The organism is Streptococcus danieliae (genome assembly GCF_025447695.1).
Lineage (GTDB): Bacteria > Bacillota > Bacilli > Lactobacillales > Streptococcaceae > Streptococcus > Streptococcus danieliae.
Window position 1 is genome coordinate 1 of sequence record NZ_JAOBSU010000031.1, and the last position, 15,970, is coordinate 15,970.

General features: G+C 42.3%; 15 protein-coding genes. 12 read left to right on the plus strand and 3 right to left on the minus strand.

The window, feature by feature from the left end; genetic code table 11:
* The first annotated feature begins 251 nt into the window (after window positions 1-251).
* Window positions 252-1,733 (plus strand): IMP dehydrogenase, encoded by a 1,482-nt coding sequence (guaB, locus tag N4310_RS03290; RefSeq protein ID WP_262092063.1) that lies wholly within the window; start codon window positions 252-254, stop codon window positions 1,731-1,733.
* A 479-nt stretch (window positions 1,734-2,212) separates the two neighbouring features.
* Here guaB and recF read toward each other — a convergent pair whose 3' ends face one another.
* Together recF and yaaA are read right to left on the minus strand one after the other, a co-directional pair.
* Window positions 2,213-3,307, minus strand: coding sequence for a DNA replication/repair protein RecF (gene recF / locus N4310_RS03295; RefSeq protein WP_262092064.1), 1,095 nt, complete (start codon window positions 3,305-3,307; stop codon window positions 2,213-2,215).
* A 1-nt stretch (window position 3,308) separates the two neighbouring features.
* The gene (gene yaaA, locus N4310_RS03300) at window positions 3,309-3,662 is read right to left on the minus strand and encodes a S4 domain-containing protein YaaA (RefSeq protein ID WP_160331994.1); all 354 of its coding nucleotides are present in this window, start codon (window positions 3,660-3,662) and stop codon (window positions 3,309-3,311) included.
* A gap of 122 nt (window positions 3,663-3,784) precedes the next feature.
* Between yaaA and yfmF the strand changes: the two genes are divergently transcribed.
* The 8 genes from yfmF to N4310_RS03340 all read left to right on the plus strand — a co-directional run bounded on the left by yfmF (window position 3,785) and on the right by N4310_RS03340 (window position 10,983).
* Window positions 3,785-5,041, plus strand: a complete 1,257-nt coding sequence (yfmF, locus tag N4310_RS03305; RefSeq protein WP_262092065.1) for an EF-P 5-aminopentanol modification-associated protein YfmF — start codon at window positions 3,785-3,787, stop codon at window positions 5,039-5,041.
* Entirely contained in the window at window positions 5,038-6,303 is a 1,266-nt protein-coding gene (gene yfmH, locus N4310_RS03310; RefSeq protein WP_262092066.1) for an EF-P 5-aminopentanol modification-associated protein YfmH, read from the plus strand. Before yfmF ends, yfmH begins: the two co-directional genes overlap by 4 nt.
* 18 nt (window positions 6,304-6,321) lie before the next feature.
* Window positions 6,322-7,218: a helix-turn-helix domain-containing protein gene (locus N4310_RS03315; RefSeq protein ID WP_160331997.1), complete on the plus strand. Its 897-nt coding sequence runs from the start codon at window positions 6,322-6,324 to the stop codon at window positions 7,216-7,218.
* Window positions 7,219-7,222: 4 nt separating this feature from the next.
* Window positions 7,223-7,762: a CDP-diacylglycerol--glycerol-3-phosphate 3-phosphatidyltransferase gene (gene pgsA, locus N4310_RS03320; RefSeq protein ID WP_262092067.1), complete on the plus strand. Its 540-nt coding sequence runs from the start codon at window positions 7,223-7,225 to the stop codon at window positions 7,760-7,762.
* Complete coding sequence (locus N4310_RS03325) at window positions 7,759-8,586, plus strand: energy-coupling factor transporter ATPase (RefSeq protein ID WP_160331999.1); 828 nt, start codon at window positions 7,759-7,761, stop codon at window positions 8,584-8,586. Before pgsA ends, N4310_RS03325 begins: the two co-directional genes overlap by 4 nt.
* Window positions 8,562-9,401, plus strand: coding sequence for an energy-coupling factor transporter ATPase (locus N4310_RS03330; protein WP_262092068.1), 840 nt, complete (start codon window positions 8,562-8,564; stop codon window positions 9,399-9,401). Before N4310_RS03325 ends, N4310_RS03330 begins: the two co-directional genes overlap by 25 nt.
* The gene (locus N4310_RS03335) at window positions 9,394-10,188 is read left to right on the plus strand and encodes an energy-coupling factor transporter transmembrane component T family protein (protein WP_262092069.1); all 795 of its coding nucleotides are present in this window, start codon (window positions 9,394-9,396) and stop codon (window positions 10,186-10,188) included. The genes N4310_RS03330 and N4310_RS03335 overlap by 8 nt, the downstream gene beginning before the upstream one ends.
* Window positions 10,189-10,302: 114 nt before the next feature.
* Window positions 10,303-10,983, plus strand: coding sequence for a transglycosylase SLT domain-containing protein (locus N4310_RS03340; protein ID WP_262092070.1), 681 nt, complete (start codon window positions 10,303-10,305; stop codon window positions 10,981-10,983).
* Window positions 10,984-11,036: 53 nt separating this feature from the next.
* On the opposite strand, the gene N4310_RS03345 is transcribed toward N4310_RS03340, so the two are convergent.
* Complete coding sequence (locus N4310_RS03345) at window positions 11,037-11,660, minus strand: HAD hydrolase-like protein (protein ID WP_262092071.1); 624 nt, start codon at window positions 11,658-11,660, stop codon at window positions 11,037-11,039.
* 159 nt (window positions 11,661-11,819) lie between these two features.
* On the opposite strand from N4310_RS03345, the gene apf reads away from it, so the two are divergent.
* From apf to mnmG, 3 genes are all read left to right on the plus strand, one after another.
* Window positions 11,820-12,407: an aggregation-promoting factor gene (apf, locus tag N4310_RS03350; protein ID WP_262092072.1), complete on the plus strand. Its 588-nt coding sequence runs from the start codon at window positions 11,820-11,822 to the stop codon at window positions 12,405-12,407.
* 141 nt (window positions 12,408-12,548) lie between these two features.
* Complete coding sequence (gene mnmA, locus N4310_RS03355; protein ID WP_179923361.1) at window positions 12,549-13,670, plus strand: tRNA 2-thiouridine(34) synthase MnmA; 1,122 nt, start codon at window positions 12,549-12,551, stop codon at window positions 13,668-13,670.
* A 131-nt stretch (window positions 13,671-13,801) separates the two neighbouring features.
* Window positions 13,802-15,733 carry a tRNA uridine-5-carboxymethylaminomethyl(34) synthesis enzyme MnmG gene (gene mnmG, locus N4310_RS03360; protein WP_160332006.1) on the plus strand — a complete coding sequence of 644 codons (1,932 nt, stop codon included), beginning with the start codon at window positions 13,802-13,804 and terminating at the stop codon, window positions 15,731-15,733.
* Window positions 15,734-15,970 lie beyond the last annotated feature (237 nt).

Genomic DNA, 15,970 nt, shown 5'->3' on the forward strand with positions numbered 1-15,970 from the left:
GGGATTTTTTGCGCCCTTTTTTTGATATTTCCGAAAAATTTAGAGTTATTTCACTTCCTAAACTTAGGTAAAGATGTTATTTTTATGAAATTGATGAGGAGGAGTCAGGATCCTGACATTATTTTCAAAAAGAATAAGCAACGGGAATGATTCCTTGAGCAATACTAGTTGACAATTCAGTTGAGAGTGATAAAATATTTTAAACCTATCAGGATTGGCCTGATAAAAGATAAAAAAAGAGGAGAAATACCATGTCAAATTGGGATACTAAGTTTTTGAAAAAAGGATACACCTTTGATGACGTTTTGCTAATTCCAGCAGAAAGTCATGTGTTGCCAAATGATATTAATTTGAAGACACAATTGGCACCAAATTTAACCTTGAATATCCCTATTATTTCAGCTGCAATGGATACGGTTACGGATAGTCGCATGGCCATTGCAATGGCTCGGGCTGGTGGGCTTGGAGTGGTTCACAAGAACATGCCTATTGAAGAACAGGCCGAAGAGGTTCGTAAAGTGAAACGTTCTGAAAATGGCGTTATCATGGATCCCTTCTTTTTGACGCCGGATAACTCTGTATCCGAAGCCAATGAGCTTATGGAACGCTACCATATTAGTGGTGTCCCAATTGTCGATTCGCTTGAGGGTCGGAAGTTAGTCGGAATTATTACCAATCGTGACATGCGTTTCATCACGGATTTTGGTCAATCGATCCGTGAACACATGACCAGTGAGGATTTGGTTACTGCACCTGTTGGTACAGATTTGGAGACAGCTGAGCGCATTCTTCACCAAAATCGGATTGAAAAATTACCATTGGTGAATAGCGATGGTTCCTTGGCTGGTTTGATTACGATTAAAGATATTGAAAAAGTGATTGAGTTTCCAAATGCGGCTAAAGACCACTATGGACGCCTCTTGGTTGCAGGTGCTGTCGGAGTTACTTCAGATACCTTTGATCGGGCTCGTGCCTTGTTTGAAGCAGGAGCAGATGCGATTGTTATCGACACTGCTCATGGTCACTCTGCCGGTGTTCTTCGCAAGATTCGTGAAATCAGGGAAGTGTTCCCTGATAAAACGCTGATTGCCGGAAATGTGGCGACAGCTGAAGGTACACGAGCTCTTTATGAAGCTGGAGTTGATGTGGTGAAGGTCGGAATCGGACCAGGATCTATCTGTACAACCCGTGTCATTGCAGGTGTTGGTGTACCACAAGTGACTGCTATCTATGATGCAGCAAGTGTGGCGCGTGAATATGGGAAAGCCATCATTGCCGATGGCGGAATCAAGTATTCAGGTGATATTGTCAAAGCCTTGGCCGCAGGTGGACATGCAGTTATGCTTGGATCTATGTTGGCGGGTACAGATGAAGCACCAGGTGAGACAGAAATTTTCCAAGGACGTAAGTTTAAAACGTATCGCGGTATGGGAAGTCTAGCAGCTATGAAAAAAGGCTCCAAAGATCGCTATTTCCAGGGTTCTGTCAATGAAGCAAACAAACTAGTTCCTGAAGGGATTGAAGGTCGGGTTGCTTATAAAGGTGCAGCATCAGATATCGTCTTCCAAATGGTTGGTGGACTTCGCTCTGGAATGGGCTATGTAGGTGCTGGAGACCTCTTCCAACTCCGTGAAAATGCTCAATTTATGGAGATGAGTGGTGCGGGTCTAAAAGAAAGCCACCCACACGATGTCCAAATCACCAATGAGGCACCAAACTACTCTATGCATTAAACCTATAAAACTAAAAGGGTCTGACTCCTCTTGAATTGAGGGAGAAGACCCTTATTTTTTTATTAATGAGGTTGGGACAAAAGTTTAGCCTCTCTATTTATGATTAGCAAAATAAGATGACGCAGTAGTTGATTGGGTCTAACAGTATTGTATGCTATTAGAGAGTACCAAATATTGTTTGCTAAGCAAACTCCAATCGTTCGCCATATGAAGAACACTACCTAATCAACCTTGCGGGGCTGGGATGGAAAAGGTCCTGAAGACTTTTTCCATCCCAGCCTAAAAATAAGGACGCGAGGTAGGTTCGGGGAACCTTTTCAACCTGAGCTAAGAAATTGGAAAGCAAAGTAAGATCCAGTGGATCTTTTTAGTATGAGCCTAAAATTAAGAGATCGAATAAACTAATTTTTTTCATCTTAGTTCTGTCCCACACCCTTCTTATTGCTCGGAATAAGAAGGGTTCGTTAGCCTATTTACCGTTATTGGCTTGTAATTTTTCCTTGATGGATGTTAAAAACCTGTAAATCTACTTGTAAATCTTGTAAATGGTCGAGTGAAGTTGTTGTCAAGAATGTTTGGATATCACCGCTAATAGCTTCTAGAAGTCTTGTTTGACGATGATTGTCCAATTCACTCATCACATCATCCAATAAGAGGATGGGACTTTCTCGGGTAACATTTTTGATTAATTGAATTTCAGCTAGTTTTAGAGAGAGAATCAGACTTCGTTGTTGGCCTTGGCTGCCATATTTAGCATCAATACCGTTAAGAGAAAAGCGAACATCGTCTCGATGGGGACCAACGCTTGTACTTCGTTTGAAGATATCGGTTTGTCTTTTTTCTAAAAGAGCTTGAGTCAAATTCTGAGAAAGGAGTTGTAAATCATCTTGTAAATCAACAGAACTCTTGTAATGGACTCTCAAAATTTCTTGATCTTCGGATAAATGTTCTTGTTGAGTTCTGGCTACGGTTTCTAAATCAGCGAGAAACTGCAGCCGATGTTGGATAACACGAGCACCAGACTGAGCGAGTTGCTCGTCTAAAACATCTAAATAATTGCTGTCAATTTTCTGACTAGATTTGAGATAGGAGTTGCGTTGTTTTAAGATATACTGGTATTGAGATAGTTCAGCCAAATAGGTGGATTTTATTTGTCCTAAATCCATGTCCACAAACCTCCTTCTTAAAGAAGGAGAACCTTTAACGAGCTGTAAATCTTCTGGGGCAAATAGGACGACATTCATATGTCCGATATAGTTGGATAGTCGGGCTTGCTTTAAGTGATTTACCTTGGTCATCCGTCCCTTACTGGTCCAGGCTATTTCTAATGGTAGTGTCCCTGTTAGCTTTGCTAAAACTCCTTGCAGCTGGAAGTTATTCGTATCAAACTGAGTCAACTCTTTGTCAAGTCGAGTACGGTGGCTCCGGGTAAGCGCTAAAAAATAAATAGCTTCTAGCAGGTTGGTTTTTCCCTGTGCATTTTGTCCCAAGAAGACGGTTAGGCCTGGTTGAAATTGGAGCTTGACATCTTTGTAATTTCGAAATTGGTGAATTTGTAGTTCTTTTAACCACATCTTATCTACCTGGGAACCGAACGGGTTTTCTTTTTGGTTTAGCTTTATCAGGGCTTTGCTGTTTATTTAATTCCTTGACGAGTTGAGCCACTCGTTTTTTTTCTGCGAGGGCTTCTTGGTGTTCCGCAATCTCTTCTTGACTTGGGGCTATTAATTGGATTTGTAAGTCTAGATTGGGAATTTGAAGGTTGTCTTGCAGGTAGAGTTTTTTACCACGACGATTTTCTTCTTGTCCATTTAGAAAGACTTGATTTTCGGCTAAAAAAGCCTTCACGGCGCCTCCACTTTGGATAATTCCTAGGTCTTTCAATAGGGCTTGTAATGTAATAAATTCATCAAATAATTTGTAGTTCATAATATACCTCTGAGGCTATTATAGCATACCCATTCCATTCCTGCTTTGCGGTGTGTAGAGTATGTTTTTAGAGGGATTAGTGGTATAATGAAATCCTATATAGAATTTATTTCGAGGTGGTTATGGAATTAGTAGATGGCGTACATATACATGTCATGAATAGTCATAAATTTAAAAGCAATGTCATCAAGATTCGCTTTACATCTACCTTGTCTCGGTATTCCGTTTCTGCGAGAGCTATTGTGGCGGCTATTTTGGAAACTGCTAATCAATCCTATCCGCGTTTAAAGGATTTGCAAAGATATTTGGCATCTTTGTATGGTGCGGAATTGTCAACGTCGATCCATATTGTAGGGGATTTACACTTAGTTGACATTGATTTAATCTTTGTAAAAGACCGATTTTTGAGTAAAAAGCAATTTTTGATTGAGGGGATTTTTGATTTAATTTCCGAGGTATTATTTAATCCTTTAATTGAAGATGAGGCTTTTGCGCACTCTTTATTCCAAACTGAGCGAGAGAATTTAATCGAGTTGTCCGAGCGAGAATGGGAAAATGATTTTAGCCAGGCACGCAATGAAAGTTTCAAAGCCTTTTATCGAGGTCATCCCGATTTGTCCCTGGCCAATTATGGGAATAAGGAACTACTAGAGTCGGAGACGGCAAGGTCCACCTATAAAGAATTTCAACGAATGATGCGCGAGGACCGAATCGACTTTCTCTTCTTTGGAGAATTTCCTGAAAAAATGATTCGAGACCGAATTCGTAGCTGGGATTTACAGCCTCGAAAAGAATTGAAATCCTTAACTCATTTTCAAGCAGAGAGCTCCGTTGTCCAAGAGGTATTTCAAAAAGCGATGGGGCAACAGTCTGTATTGGATTTGGCCTATTATACCCCTGTTTTTCGAGATGAAAAATCTTATCCAGCCTTGGTTTTATTAAATGCCCTTTTGGGCCAGTTTCCCCATTCCTTTCTTTTTCGTAAAATCCGAGAGGAGGAGGGACTGGCCTATACGGTTGGTAGTCAGCTTCATGTATTTTCCCATCTCTTCCGGATTTATGTAGGATTTGAAGCACCTCAGCGGAATGTGATTTTTAAACAGATTCGTCAAGAAATGAATCGTATCCGAAGAGGTTTTATCAGTGAAGAGCAGTTGTCCATGAGTAAAAAGATGTTGTTGAATCTGATTGTTCAAGTCGAAGATTCACCCATGGCCATGGTCGAGCGAACTTATCAAACAGCTATGTTTGGTTCTGCTTACAGTGTAGATGGTTCTTTCCAAAAAGCGATTGAAGCTGTGACACCTAAAGACATTCAAATGGTTGCTAGAAGTTTACAGTTACAGTCAATGATTTTTTTAGAAGGGAGTAGCGAATGAGAAAAATCGAAGAAAAACATTTTTCCAGTATTGATGAGACCTTATTTACCTATCGTTTTTCCAATGGTTTTTTGCTACGCATGCTTCCTAAAAAAGGCTTCAAGGAACAGGCTGGTTTACTGACTGTCAATTTGGGTAGTCTAGATTGGAAGGGAAGTGAGCCAGCAGGGCTAGCTCACTTTTTAGAACATAAAATTTTTGAAGCAGAGTCTGGGGAGGATTTTCTGTTAAAGTTTACAGAATCTGCGACGGATAGTAATGCTTTTACAACCTTTGGCTACACGGGCTATACCTTTTCTTCCAGTAAGGCTATTACGGAGAATGCACATCTACTTCTAGAAATGATTTCCAACTTTACTACATCTGTAGAGTCTATTGACAAGGAAAAGGAGATTATCCAGCAGGAGTTGGAGATGTATAAGGCGGATCCAGATCAAGTTCTGTTTACAGAAGCTTTAGCCAGGATGTATCCAGATACCCCCTTGGCCATGGAAATTGTTGGCAGCCGTGAATCGATTGCGCAAATAGATTTGAGAGATTTACAGCGTATTTACCAAGATTACTATCACCCACAAAACATGCAGTTGTTTCTAATTGGTGATTTCAATCCCCAAGAACTGGTGGACTCACTGACCGAGGGTGTTTCAGGACTGTCAACTACTGTCAGCTCGATACCAAAAAGAAGTCCTCTGCCTCGTCACCCAGTAGAGTCTGGAAAATCCATGCGGATGGATGTTTCCAAAGCAAAATTGGCCATTGGCTTACGAGGAAATAAAGGCCTAGATCAGGAAGATTTATTCCTTTACAAGGTAAAGTTGCAATTGTTCTTTTCCTTATTACTGGGATGGACTTCGCAACGTTACCAAGAGTTACTGGATGCAGGAAAAATCGACTATTCCTTTCAATTTGAAATTGATGTTCAAGAGCTTTATCACCATGTATTCTTTTTCTTGGACACGGATGAACCGGTTTCGTTTTCGCACCAGTTACGAACGATTGTCAAACGTTTTGAACAGTCTAGAGATTTGTCGGAAGAGCACCTTGATTTATTGAAGAATGAGATGTACGGGGACTTTATCCGACAATTGGATCACTATGACTTTATCTTTAATAACTATTTGCCCGGGGTTGAAGGATTAAATCTTTTTGACCTCCCAGCCATCCTACCGAATATCCATCTTGTCGATGTGCTTGAAGTTGGACGTGAATTTATAGAAAGCTGCGATATGATGGATTTTACGATTTTACCGAATTATACCTAGAAAGAGAAGGACCCTGATATGAGAAAAGTTACAATCGGTGAAGTATTGCGTCGTGAACGTATTCATCAAGGAAAAAAGTTGAGTCAGCTTCAAAAGGCCGTTGATATTCAAGTAGAATATCTGGAAGCTCTTGAAAATAATGATTTTGATCAGTTACCAAGTCCCTTCTATGCCCGTTCTTTTATCAAAAAGTATGCTTGGGAGTTGGGACTAGACGAAAAGATTTTACTTGCGGCTTATGAAAATGGCTCCATGGTTGCCTACGATGAGATTGAGGTGGACGAAGAACATGGCCGTACGACACGGATTGAAAGACGTAAGATAAAATCTTATTTACCGATTTTTTACTTTGTGCTGATATCGTTAGGGATTCTGGGTTCAGTCGGCTACTTTGTTTGGAATTATTCGACCAGCCACGTGTCTGAAACTCCAATCACCACCTCTAGTAGCAGTCAGGAAGAAAAGGCTTCAGAGGAGGCAAAGCAGCGGGAGCAGTTGGATATTTCTGTTTCTATGGTTAATGGCGTAACCTATGTGACTGCAGCTGGAGCTAGTGAACCTGTTGAATTAACAATCAGTAGGTCTAAAGAGACAGATACTTGGGTCACTGTTTCTGAAACGAGGGCTGCAAGTGGCCTGGCTCTAACTGCAAACGCCCCAAGCTTTAAGGAAGACCTGGTGACCAATTATGAATTTTATATTGGTTTAGGGGATCCAAACCTAGTGGAGTTAACTCTGAATGGACAGAAGGTGGCACTGGAGAATTTACCTGAGGAAGCTACAACTCTTGTCCTGCGGACTAGTTCGGCTGCGGCGCAGAGTTCACCAGCAAGCAGTTCTACAGCTAGTTCTGTAACTGAAGAAGTATCCCAAGATACAGAAGTAGGCCTTCCAAGCGAAGGTTTAGAGGAGTAAGTTTATGAAAAAAGAAAATATTCCTAATCTTTTAACCCTTCTACGAATCGCCATGATTCCGATCTTTATTCTCATTCTGAGCCTACCAGGTCGGAGGGACCTGCATTGGGTAGCCGCTGTGATTTTTGCGGTGGCTAGTTTTACGGATTATTTAGACGGTTATCTAGCCCGCAAGTGGCAGGTGGTGTCGAACTTTGGGAAGTTTGCCGATCCGATGGCGGATAAGCTTCTGGTAATGTCAGCCTTTATTCTCCTCGTTGACTTAGGCTTTGTGCCAGCCTGGATTGCTGCCCTGATTGTGTGTCGTGAGTTAGCAGTCACCGGCTTGCGCTTACTCCTGGTTGAGCAGAGGGGGACGGTGTTGGCAGCCGCCATGCCTGGGAAAATCAAAACCTTCTCACAAATGTTCGCGATTATTTTCTACCTTCTCCATTTCTCCTTACTAGCCGACATAACGCTTTACATCGCCTTATTCTTTACCCTATATTCCGGTTATGATTACTTTAAAGGCGCATCTTTCTTATTTAAGGATACATTTAAATGAAGAAAAATAGTATTGAGGTTCGCAATCTCAGCTTCCGTTACCAAAAAGAAGATGCTCACCTGACCCTCAAGCAGGTAGAGTTTCATGTGAAACAGGGCGAGTGGCTATCTATTGTCGGCCATAATGGTAGTGGCAAATCTACCCTAGTACGTTTGCTAAATGGACTGTTAGAGGCTGAAGAGGGCCAGGTTTTAATCAATGGCCAAGTCCTATCAGCCGAGAATATCTGGGAAAAACGGCAAGAAATGGGAATTGTCTTCCAAAATCCAGACAATCAGTTTGTTGGCGCGACGGTTGAAGACGATGTTGCCTTCGCCTTGGAGAACAATCAAGTTCCACCTGAGGAGATGCAGGTACGAGTTGAGGAAGCGCTCAAGATGGTCAATATGTGGGATTTCCGGGATCGGGAACCTGCTCGCTTGTCTGGAGGTCAGAAGCAACGGGTGGCCGTTGCAGGAATTCTAGCTCTAAGGCCAAATATTATCATTCTCGATGAAGTAACGAGCATGCTCGATCCAGAGGGGCGCAAAGAGCTGATGGAGACAATTGCGGCTATTCGGAGCCAGCAGGCCATCACAGTTTTATCTGTCACCCATGATTTGGAAGAGGTCAGTCTTAGTGACCGTGTGTTGGTGATGAAAGCGGGACGTGTGAAATCCCTGCAGACACCCCAAGAGTTGTTTCAACGACCAGATTTAGAGGATCTTGGTTTAGACCTCCCCTTCACCCGCCAATTAGTAGAAATGCTAGATTTAGATGTATCTGGCTACTTATCAGAAGAAGAATTGCAGGACTATTTATGGGAATTACAGTTTCCAAGGTAAATTATAGCTACCAAGCAGGTACACCATTCGAAGGACCGGCCTTGTTTGATCTGAATTTAGAGATTGCCGAAAAGAATTATACGGCGATTATCGGTCATACCGGCAGTGGTAAATCAACACTATTACAATTGCTGAATGGCTTATTGCTGCCGACCAGTGGTCAGATCAAAGTTGGAACCCTTATTTTAGAAGCTGGAAAAAAGCAAAAGGATATCAAAGCAGTTCGAAAACGGATTGGCTTGGCTTTCCAATTTCCAGAAAGTCAGCTATTTGAAGAGACTGTTTTAAAAGATGTTGCCTTTGGTCCCCAAAATTTTGGTTCCTCTCAGGCAGAAGCTGAGCAGCTAGCGCGTGAAAAATTAGCTCTAGTTGGTATTGCCCCAGAGCTTTGGGAGCGTAGCCCCTTTGAATTATCCGGTGGACAAATGCGACGGGTTGCTCTGGCTGGTATCTTGGCTATGGAACCAGAGATTTTGGTACTGGATGAGCCAACTGCTGGTTTGGATCCAGCTGGTCGAAAAGAGTTTATGCAGTTATTTGCCAAACTGCATGCTCAAGGGATGGGAATCATTCTAGTGACCCACCTCATGGATGATGTGGCTGATTATGCCGACTATGTCTACCTTTTGTCAAAAGGACGTCTAGAGGCTCAGGGACAGCCACGAGAGTTGTTCCAGCAAGTAGAGCGTATGGAGGAACTCCATCTAGGTTTACCCAAGGTGACTCGTTTTGCACTTGGTTTAAAAGAGAAGGGCTTTTCGTTTGACCGCTTACCGACAACCCTAGCAGAATTTAAGGAGGCCTATCATGGATAAATTGATCTTAGGTCGTTACATTCCAGGTAAGTCCTTTATCCATCGTTTGGATCCCAGAGCTAAATTATTAGGGATGTTTGCCTTTGTGCTCATGGTGTTTTGGGCCAATAATCTTGTGACAAATGCGTTGATTTTGTTGGTTACAGGAGTCCTTTTATTTCTGTCAGGTTTACCGCTTAAAGTCTATTGGGACGGCTTAAAACCGATGTGGTTTCTTATTTTCTTTACGATTAGTTTGCAGTTGTTTACGCTAAACACAGGGACGGTTTTAGTTCAGTTTGGTTGGTTAACAATAACGGATCAAGGTTTGTCTCAAGCAGGGATTATTTTGGTCCGCTTCTTAACGATTGTCCTCTGGTCGACAGTTTTAACCTTGACTACCATGCCTTTGACCTTGGCGCGAGCGATTGAATCACTCTTAGATCCTCTGAAAGTATTTCGTTTTCCAGTTCAGGAAATTGGCTTGATGCTATCTATGAGTTTACGGTTTATTCCTACCTTGATGGATGATACGGTCAAGGTCATGAATGCTCAACGAGCGCGTGGTGTTGATTTTGGAGAAGGAAATATCATCCAGAAGGCCAAGTCCTTTATTCCTATCTTAATTCCGTTGTTTGCCTCAAGCTTTAAACGAGCAGATGCCTTGGCAACAGCGATGGAGGCGCGTGGCTATCAAGTTGGTTTACCGCGAACAGCCTACCGTAAACTGCAGTGGACTTTTTTAGATACCTTGTCACTTATTTTACTTTTCTGTCTAGCTCTAGCTCTCTTTTTCCTTAAAAATTAGCTTTTATTACAGTAAAAAGCTGTAAATATCATCTTCTTGTAACAAACGTTACTTTTTGTATAAGAAAGAGTAACAAACACCCTGTATGATAGGTGTAGGAAAAAGGAGAAAAGAATGCGTAACGATCAAAAGCAAAAGTATAGAAACTTTGGAATCTTGTCAGCGGCTTCCGCCCTTGTTATTGGTGGCACAGTTCTGGCAGAAAACTATACTGTAAGTAGAGAGACTGCGTCTTCAACTACAAAAAAGGTAGAGACAGTAGCATCATCAAGCTCTGTCAAAAAGTCTACAAACTCAGTTGAAAAGACTTCAGAAGTTCAAAAAGCGTCTGAAGAAAACATGCCAGAAGTGTCTGCTGCTTCAGAGTCAGCGACGCTTGTTCAAGCAAGTGCAACACCTGTACATGCACCAAATCAAGAAACTATTGAAGTGACACCTCTTGTAGCAGCTGCTGAAAACCATACTTATGCAGCTCCGGCAACCTTGTCACTTGCTCCAGTCAGTTATTCAAATACAGCAGCAGGTTCTGTTGTATTGGCCAATGGTAATACTGCTGGTGAGCAGGGCATGTATGCGGCAGCCCGTATGGCAGAATTGACAGGTGTGTCAGCTTCTACTTGGGAAAATATTATTGCTCGTGAATCAAACGGAAATATGTATGCTGCCAACGCTTCTGGTGCTAGTGGACTCTTCCAAACCATGCCAGGTTGGGGATCAACAGCCAGCGTTGATGACCAAATTCAAGCTGCCTACAATGCCTACAGTAATCAAGGCCTGGCTGCTTGGGGTTACTAATAAAATGACTATAGAAGAAAACGCCTCGAGAAAAGTATCTCAGGCGTTTTTACTTATTCAAAAAATGCGGTCAGCTCCTGTGTTTCTGTCAGTAAAATCTGGGCTCCGTTTTCAAGGAGAGACTCGGAACTGCCATAGCCCCATGTAACTCCGATACGCCCGATGGCTAGATCGCGACCAGCAGCCATGTCAAACAAGGTATCACCGATGATATAGGCTTGATCATTAGGAGCCTGAGCGTGTTCGATGCCTCTTTTAAGGACATCAATTTTGTCATGTGACTCTGGAAGAGCTCCAAAGACTTGGTGGAAGTAGGTTTCTAAGCCAAAGTGCTGAATCATGACCTGGGCCATGGGTTGATTTTTACTGGTTGTAATGGCTAGATAATGCCCTTGTTCTTTCAGAGTCTGGAGTGTCTCTTTTATCCCAGGATAGGGGATGGCTTGATAGACCCCTTTTTCTCTGTAATAGTGACGGAAAAGGGTGATCGCTTCTTCAACTTTATCCTTTGGAAGATAGAGGGTAAAGGATCGTTCCAGTGGTGGGCCAATCAGTGTATCCAATTCGGAATCAGCAGGTACGGCTTGCTGTAGTTCTGTGAAGGCATAGTGGAAGGCGGTCTTAATACCAGGTCCGCTATCGACTAAGGTTCCATCTAAATCAAAAAATAAAAACATATAAACTCCTTTACATCCAGTATACCATAAGCTAAAAGGGCTTGGATTGTAAAGAATCTAATCAATCTTCTTCACACTTCTGTAAAATTCTCTCGGTTTTTGCTATCTTTTCGTAATATTCCTAGGGTAGAATAAGGTCAGATAAGAAAGGAACTTTACATGAAAAGAAAACAATATTCCCTCTTAACGGGATTGGTAGCTCTTCTAATGCTAGGAACTGTAAATACTGTGTCAGCTGAGTCCTATACAGTAAAATCGGGGGACACCTTATCAAAAATTGCTGCAGAAAAACAAACAAGCCTTGAAAAGATTCTAGAACGCAATAACATTCAGAATCCAAATGTGATTCAGGTTGGCCAAGTCCTGGAGTTAGCAACAGGAACTCCAGCGGCTGATCCGGTTCAAGCGGAAATAGTAGCTTCAGACCAACAAGATCTTGTCAATGAAGGAGTCAAGGAAGCGGAAGCTCCCGCAGAAACAGCTCAGGAGCAGGTGGCTCCAGCGGTGACAAGTAATTTGTCAAGTGATGAGCAAGCAGCCAAAGAATGGATTGCTCAAAAGGAGTCAAGTGGTAGTTACACAGCCCAAAATGGCATCTATTATGGACGTTACCAATTGACACTTTCTTACCTCAATGGTGATTTGTCACCCGAGAACCAAGAACGAGTCGCAGATGAATATGTCAAAAATCGCTATGGTTCATGGACCCAAGCCTATCAATTCTGGCTTGCCAATGGCTGGTATTAAAGACCTTCAAATCCTCCACAAAACAACCTTGTTCAGTGGAGGATTTTTTTGATTCGTGTTATAATAAGCCTTGCTCAAAACGACCTTCAAATCGTTGAAAGCGCGCATGGAAACGTGACGAACGAAAGATGGGAGAAAACTATGAGTGTTCCTTCAAAAACACGAGTTGTTGTAGGGATGAGTGGGGGAGTTGACTCCTCTGTTACAGCCCTCTTGTTAAAAGAACAAGGCTATGATGTCATCGGTATTTTCATGAAAAATTGGGATGATACCGATGAAAATGGTTTTTGTACGGCAACAGAAGATTATAAAGATGTTGCAGCGGTAGCGGATCAAATCGGGATCCCTTACTACTCTGTCAACTTTGAGAAAGAATATTGGGACCGGGTCTTTGAATATTTCTTAGCAGAGTACCGGGCCGGTCGGACACCGAATCCAGATGTCATGTGTAACAAGGAAATTAAGTTTAAAGCCTTCCTTGACTATGCGATGGAACTGGGAGCAGACTATGTAGCCACCGGTCACTATGCCCAGGTTGAACGAGATGAAAATGGCCAAGTACGCATGCTGCGTGGAAAAGACCAAAACAAGGATCAGACCTACTTCCTTAGCCAACTGTCTCAAGAGCAATTGCAAAAAACGCTCTTCCCGCTTGGTCATTTGGAAAAAGCACAAGTGAGGGAGATTGCAGAAAAAGCAGGCTTGGCAACAGCTAAGAAAAAGGATTCAACAGGAATCTGCTTCATTGGGGAAAAGAATTTCAAAGAATTTCTCAGCAACTATCTACCCGCTAAACCTGGCCGAATGATGACCATGGAGGGGCGTGATATGGGAGAACACAGTGGTCTCATGTATTACACTATCGGACAACGTGGAGGCCTAGGAATTGGCGGTCAAGAAGGTGGTGATAACAAACCTTGGTTTGTTGTTGGTAAAGATCTTGAACAGAATATTCTGTATGTGGGTCAAGGTTTCCACCATGAAAACCTTATGTCAACTAAATTGACAGCCAGTCAAGTACATTTTACAAAAGAAATGCCCCAAACTTTCGAAATGGAATGTACAGCCAAATTCCGTTATCGTCAACCTGATGCTAAGGTGACAGTGTCTGTCAATGGTGACAAAGCTTTGGTAAGCTTTGCGGAAGAGCAACGGGCGATTACCCCAGGTCAAGCTGTGGTCTTTTATGATGGGGAAGAGTGCCTAGGCGGCGGCTTGATTGACCAGGCCTATATGAACGACCAAGTTCGTCAGTACATATAAATTGACAAGTTACTAAGATATGCTACAATACTAAGAAGCAAATACACTGATGGTCAAAGCTCATGGATTTGCAGGTTTTTTGGCCTGCAATCAAATGAAGCCTTGACCTTTTTTTGTGAAAGGAAGGAAAAATGACTAGACAGTTTGCGGAGACTTATGATGTGATTGTCATTGGTGCTGGCCATGCAGGAGTAGAAGCATCTCTTGCGGCTGCCCGGATGGGTTGTAAAACACTCTTGGCAACCATCAATATTGAAATGTTGGCGTTTATGCCTTGTAACCCTTCGATTGGAGGATCTGCCAAAGGAATCGTGGTCCGTGAAGTAGATGCCCTGGGTGGTGAAATGGCCAAAAATATTGATAAAACCTATATTCAAATGAAGATGCTGAATACAGGTAAAGGGCCTGCTGTCCGCGCCTTACGAGCTCAAGCTGACAAGGAACTCTATGCGAAAGAAATGCGCAAGACAGTTGAAAACCAAGAGAATCTAACCCTACGCCAAACCATGGTTGATGAAATTTTGGTTGAGGATGAAAAGGTTATTGGGATTCGGACTGCAACCAATCAAGAGTTTGGTGCCAAAACGGTTATTGTGACAACCGGGACAGCCCTGCGTGGAGAGATCATCATTGGTGATTTAAAATACTCTTCTGGACCCAACCACAGTATTGCTTCTGTCAAGCTAGCTGACAACCTAAAAGCACTAGGATTTGAAATCGGTCGCTTTAAGACAGGGACTCCACCCCGTGTCAAGGCATCCTCCATTGACTATAGTGAGACTGAAATCCAACCAGGGGATGAAGCACCTAACCATTTCTCCTATCGCTCCAAGGATGAGGACTACTTGAAAGATCAGGTACCTTGCTGGTTAACCTACACTAACCAGGATAGCCACCAAATCATTCAAGATAATTTACACCGAGCACCTATGTTTACAGGTGTTGTTGAAGGAGTAGGCCCTCGCTATTGCCCATCCATTGAAGATAAAATTGTTCGATTTGCAGACAAGGAAAGACACCAACTATTCTTAGAACCCGAAGGACGCGATACCGAAGAGGTTTACATCCAAGGACTATCAACTAGTCTTCCAGAAGATGTGCAACGTGAGTTGGTTCATTCTATTAAAGGACTTGAAAAAGCTGAAATGATGCGGACAGGTTATGCTATTGAATACGATATGATTCTCCCTCATCAATTGCGAGCTACTCTTGAAACTAAGAAAATTTCAGGTCTCTTTACGGCCGGTCAAACCAATGGAACTTCAGGCTATGAAGAAGCTGCAGGGCAAGGAATCATGGCCGGCATTAATGCGGCTCTTAAAGTTTTAGGGAAACCAGAACTAATTCTCAAACGCAGTGATGGTTACATTGGTGTGATGATTGATGATCTGGTTACTAAAGGAACCTTGGAACCTTACCGTCTCTTGACCAGTCGAGCAGAGTACCGCTTGATTTTACGGCATGACAATGCAGATATGCGTTTAACGGAGATTGGGCGTTCGATTGGTTTGGTCGATGATGAGCGTTGGGAAGATTTCCAAATGAAGAAAAACAGTTTCCAAACAGAAATGGAACGCTTGGAAAGTCATAAATTAAAACCAACCGCGGAAACCAACCAAAAAGTTACCGATCTTGGTTTTAAACCGTTAGCGGATGCCCTAACAGCCAAGGAATTTCTACGGAGACCAGAAGTCAGTTATGATGATCTGGCCCATTTCATTGGATCAGCTTCTGAGGAAATCGATGAAAAGGTCAAAGAACTATTGGAAACGGAAATCAAATATGAAGGTTATATCCAAAAAGCACTTGACCAGGTTGACAAGATGAAGCGAATGGAAGAAAAACGAATTCCAGCAGATATTGACTGGGATGATATTGATTCAATCGCGACAGAAGCTCGTCAAAAATTCAAGCAAATCAATCCAGAAACGATTGGTCAAGCTAGCCGGATCTCGGGTGTAAATCCAGCAGACATTTCAATCCTGATGGTATACTTAGAAGGGAAGTCTCGTAGTATTTCGAAGCGACAACAACAAGTAAACGCTTCGTCAACAAACAAGTAAAGTGATTTTTGAAAACAGAGGTTTTATTCTTTGAAATAGCCTCTGTTTTTAGTCTTTTGATAAAGTTGTATTGGTCAAGAATCTTAACAGAATTATAAAACTACTTGACGACACGAGAGCGAAGAAGGATTGTTTGAAGCTACTTAACGCTGCTTCGAACAGGACTCAACAAGAATCTAGATTTGACAATTTCGTCAAGTGTTTTCATAAATACTTGACACAGAAACTTGACCTATG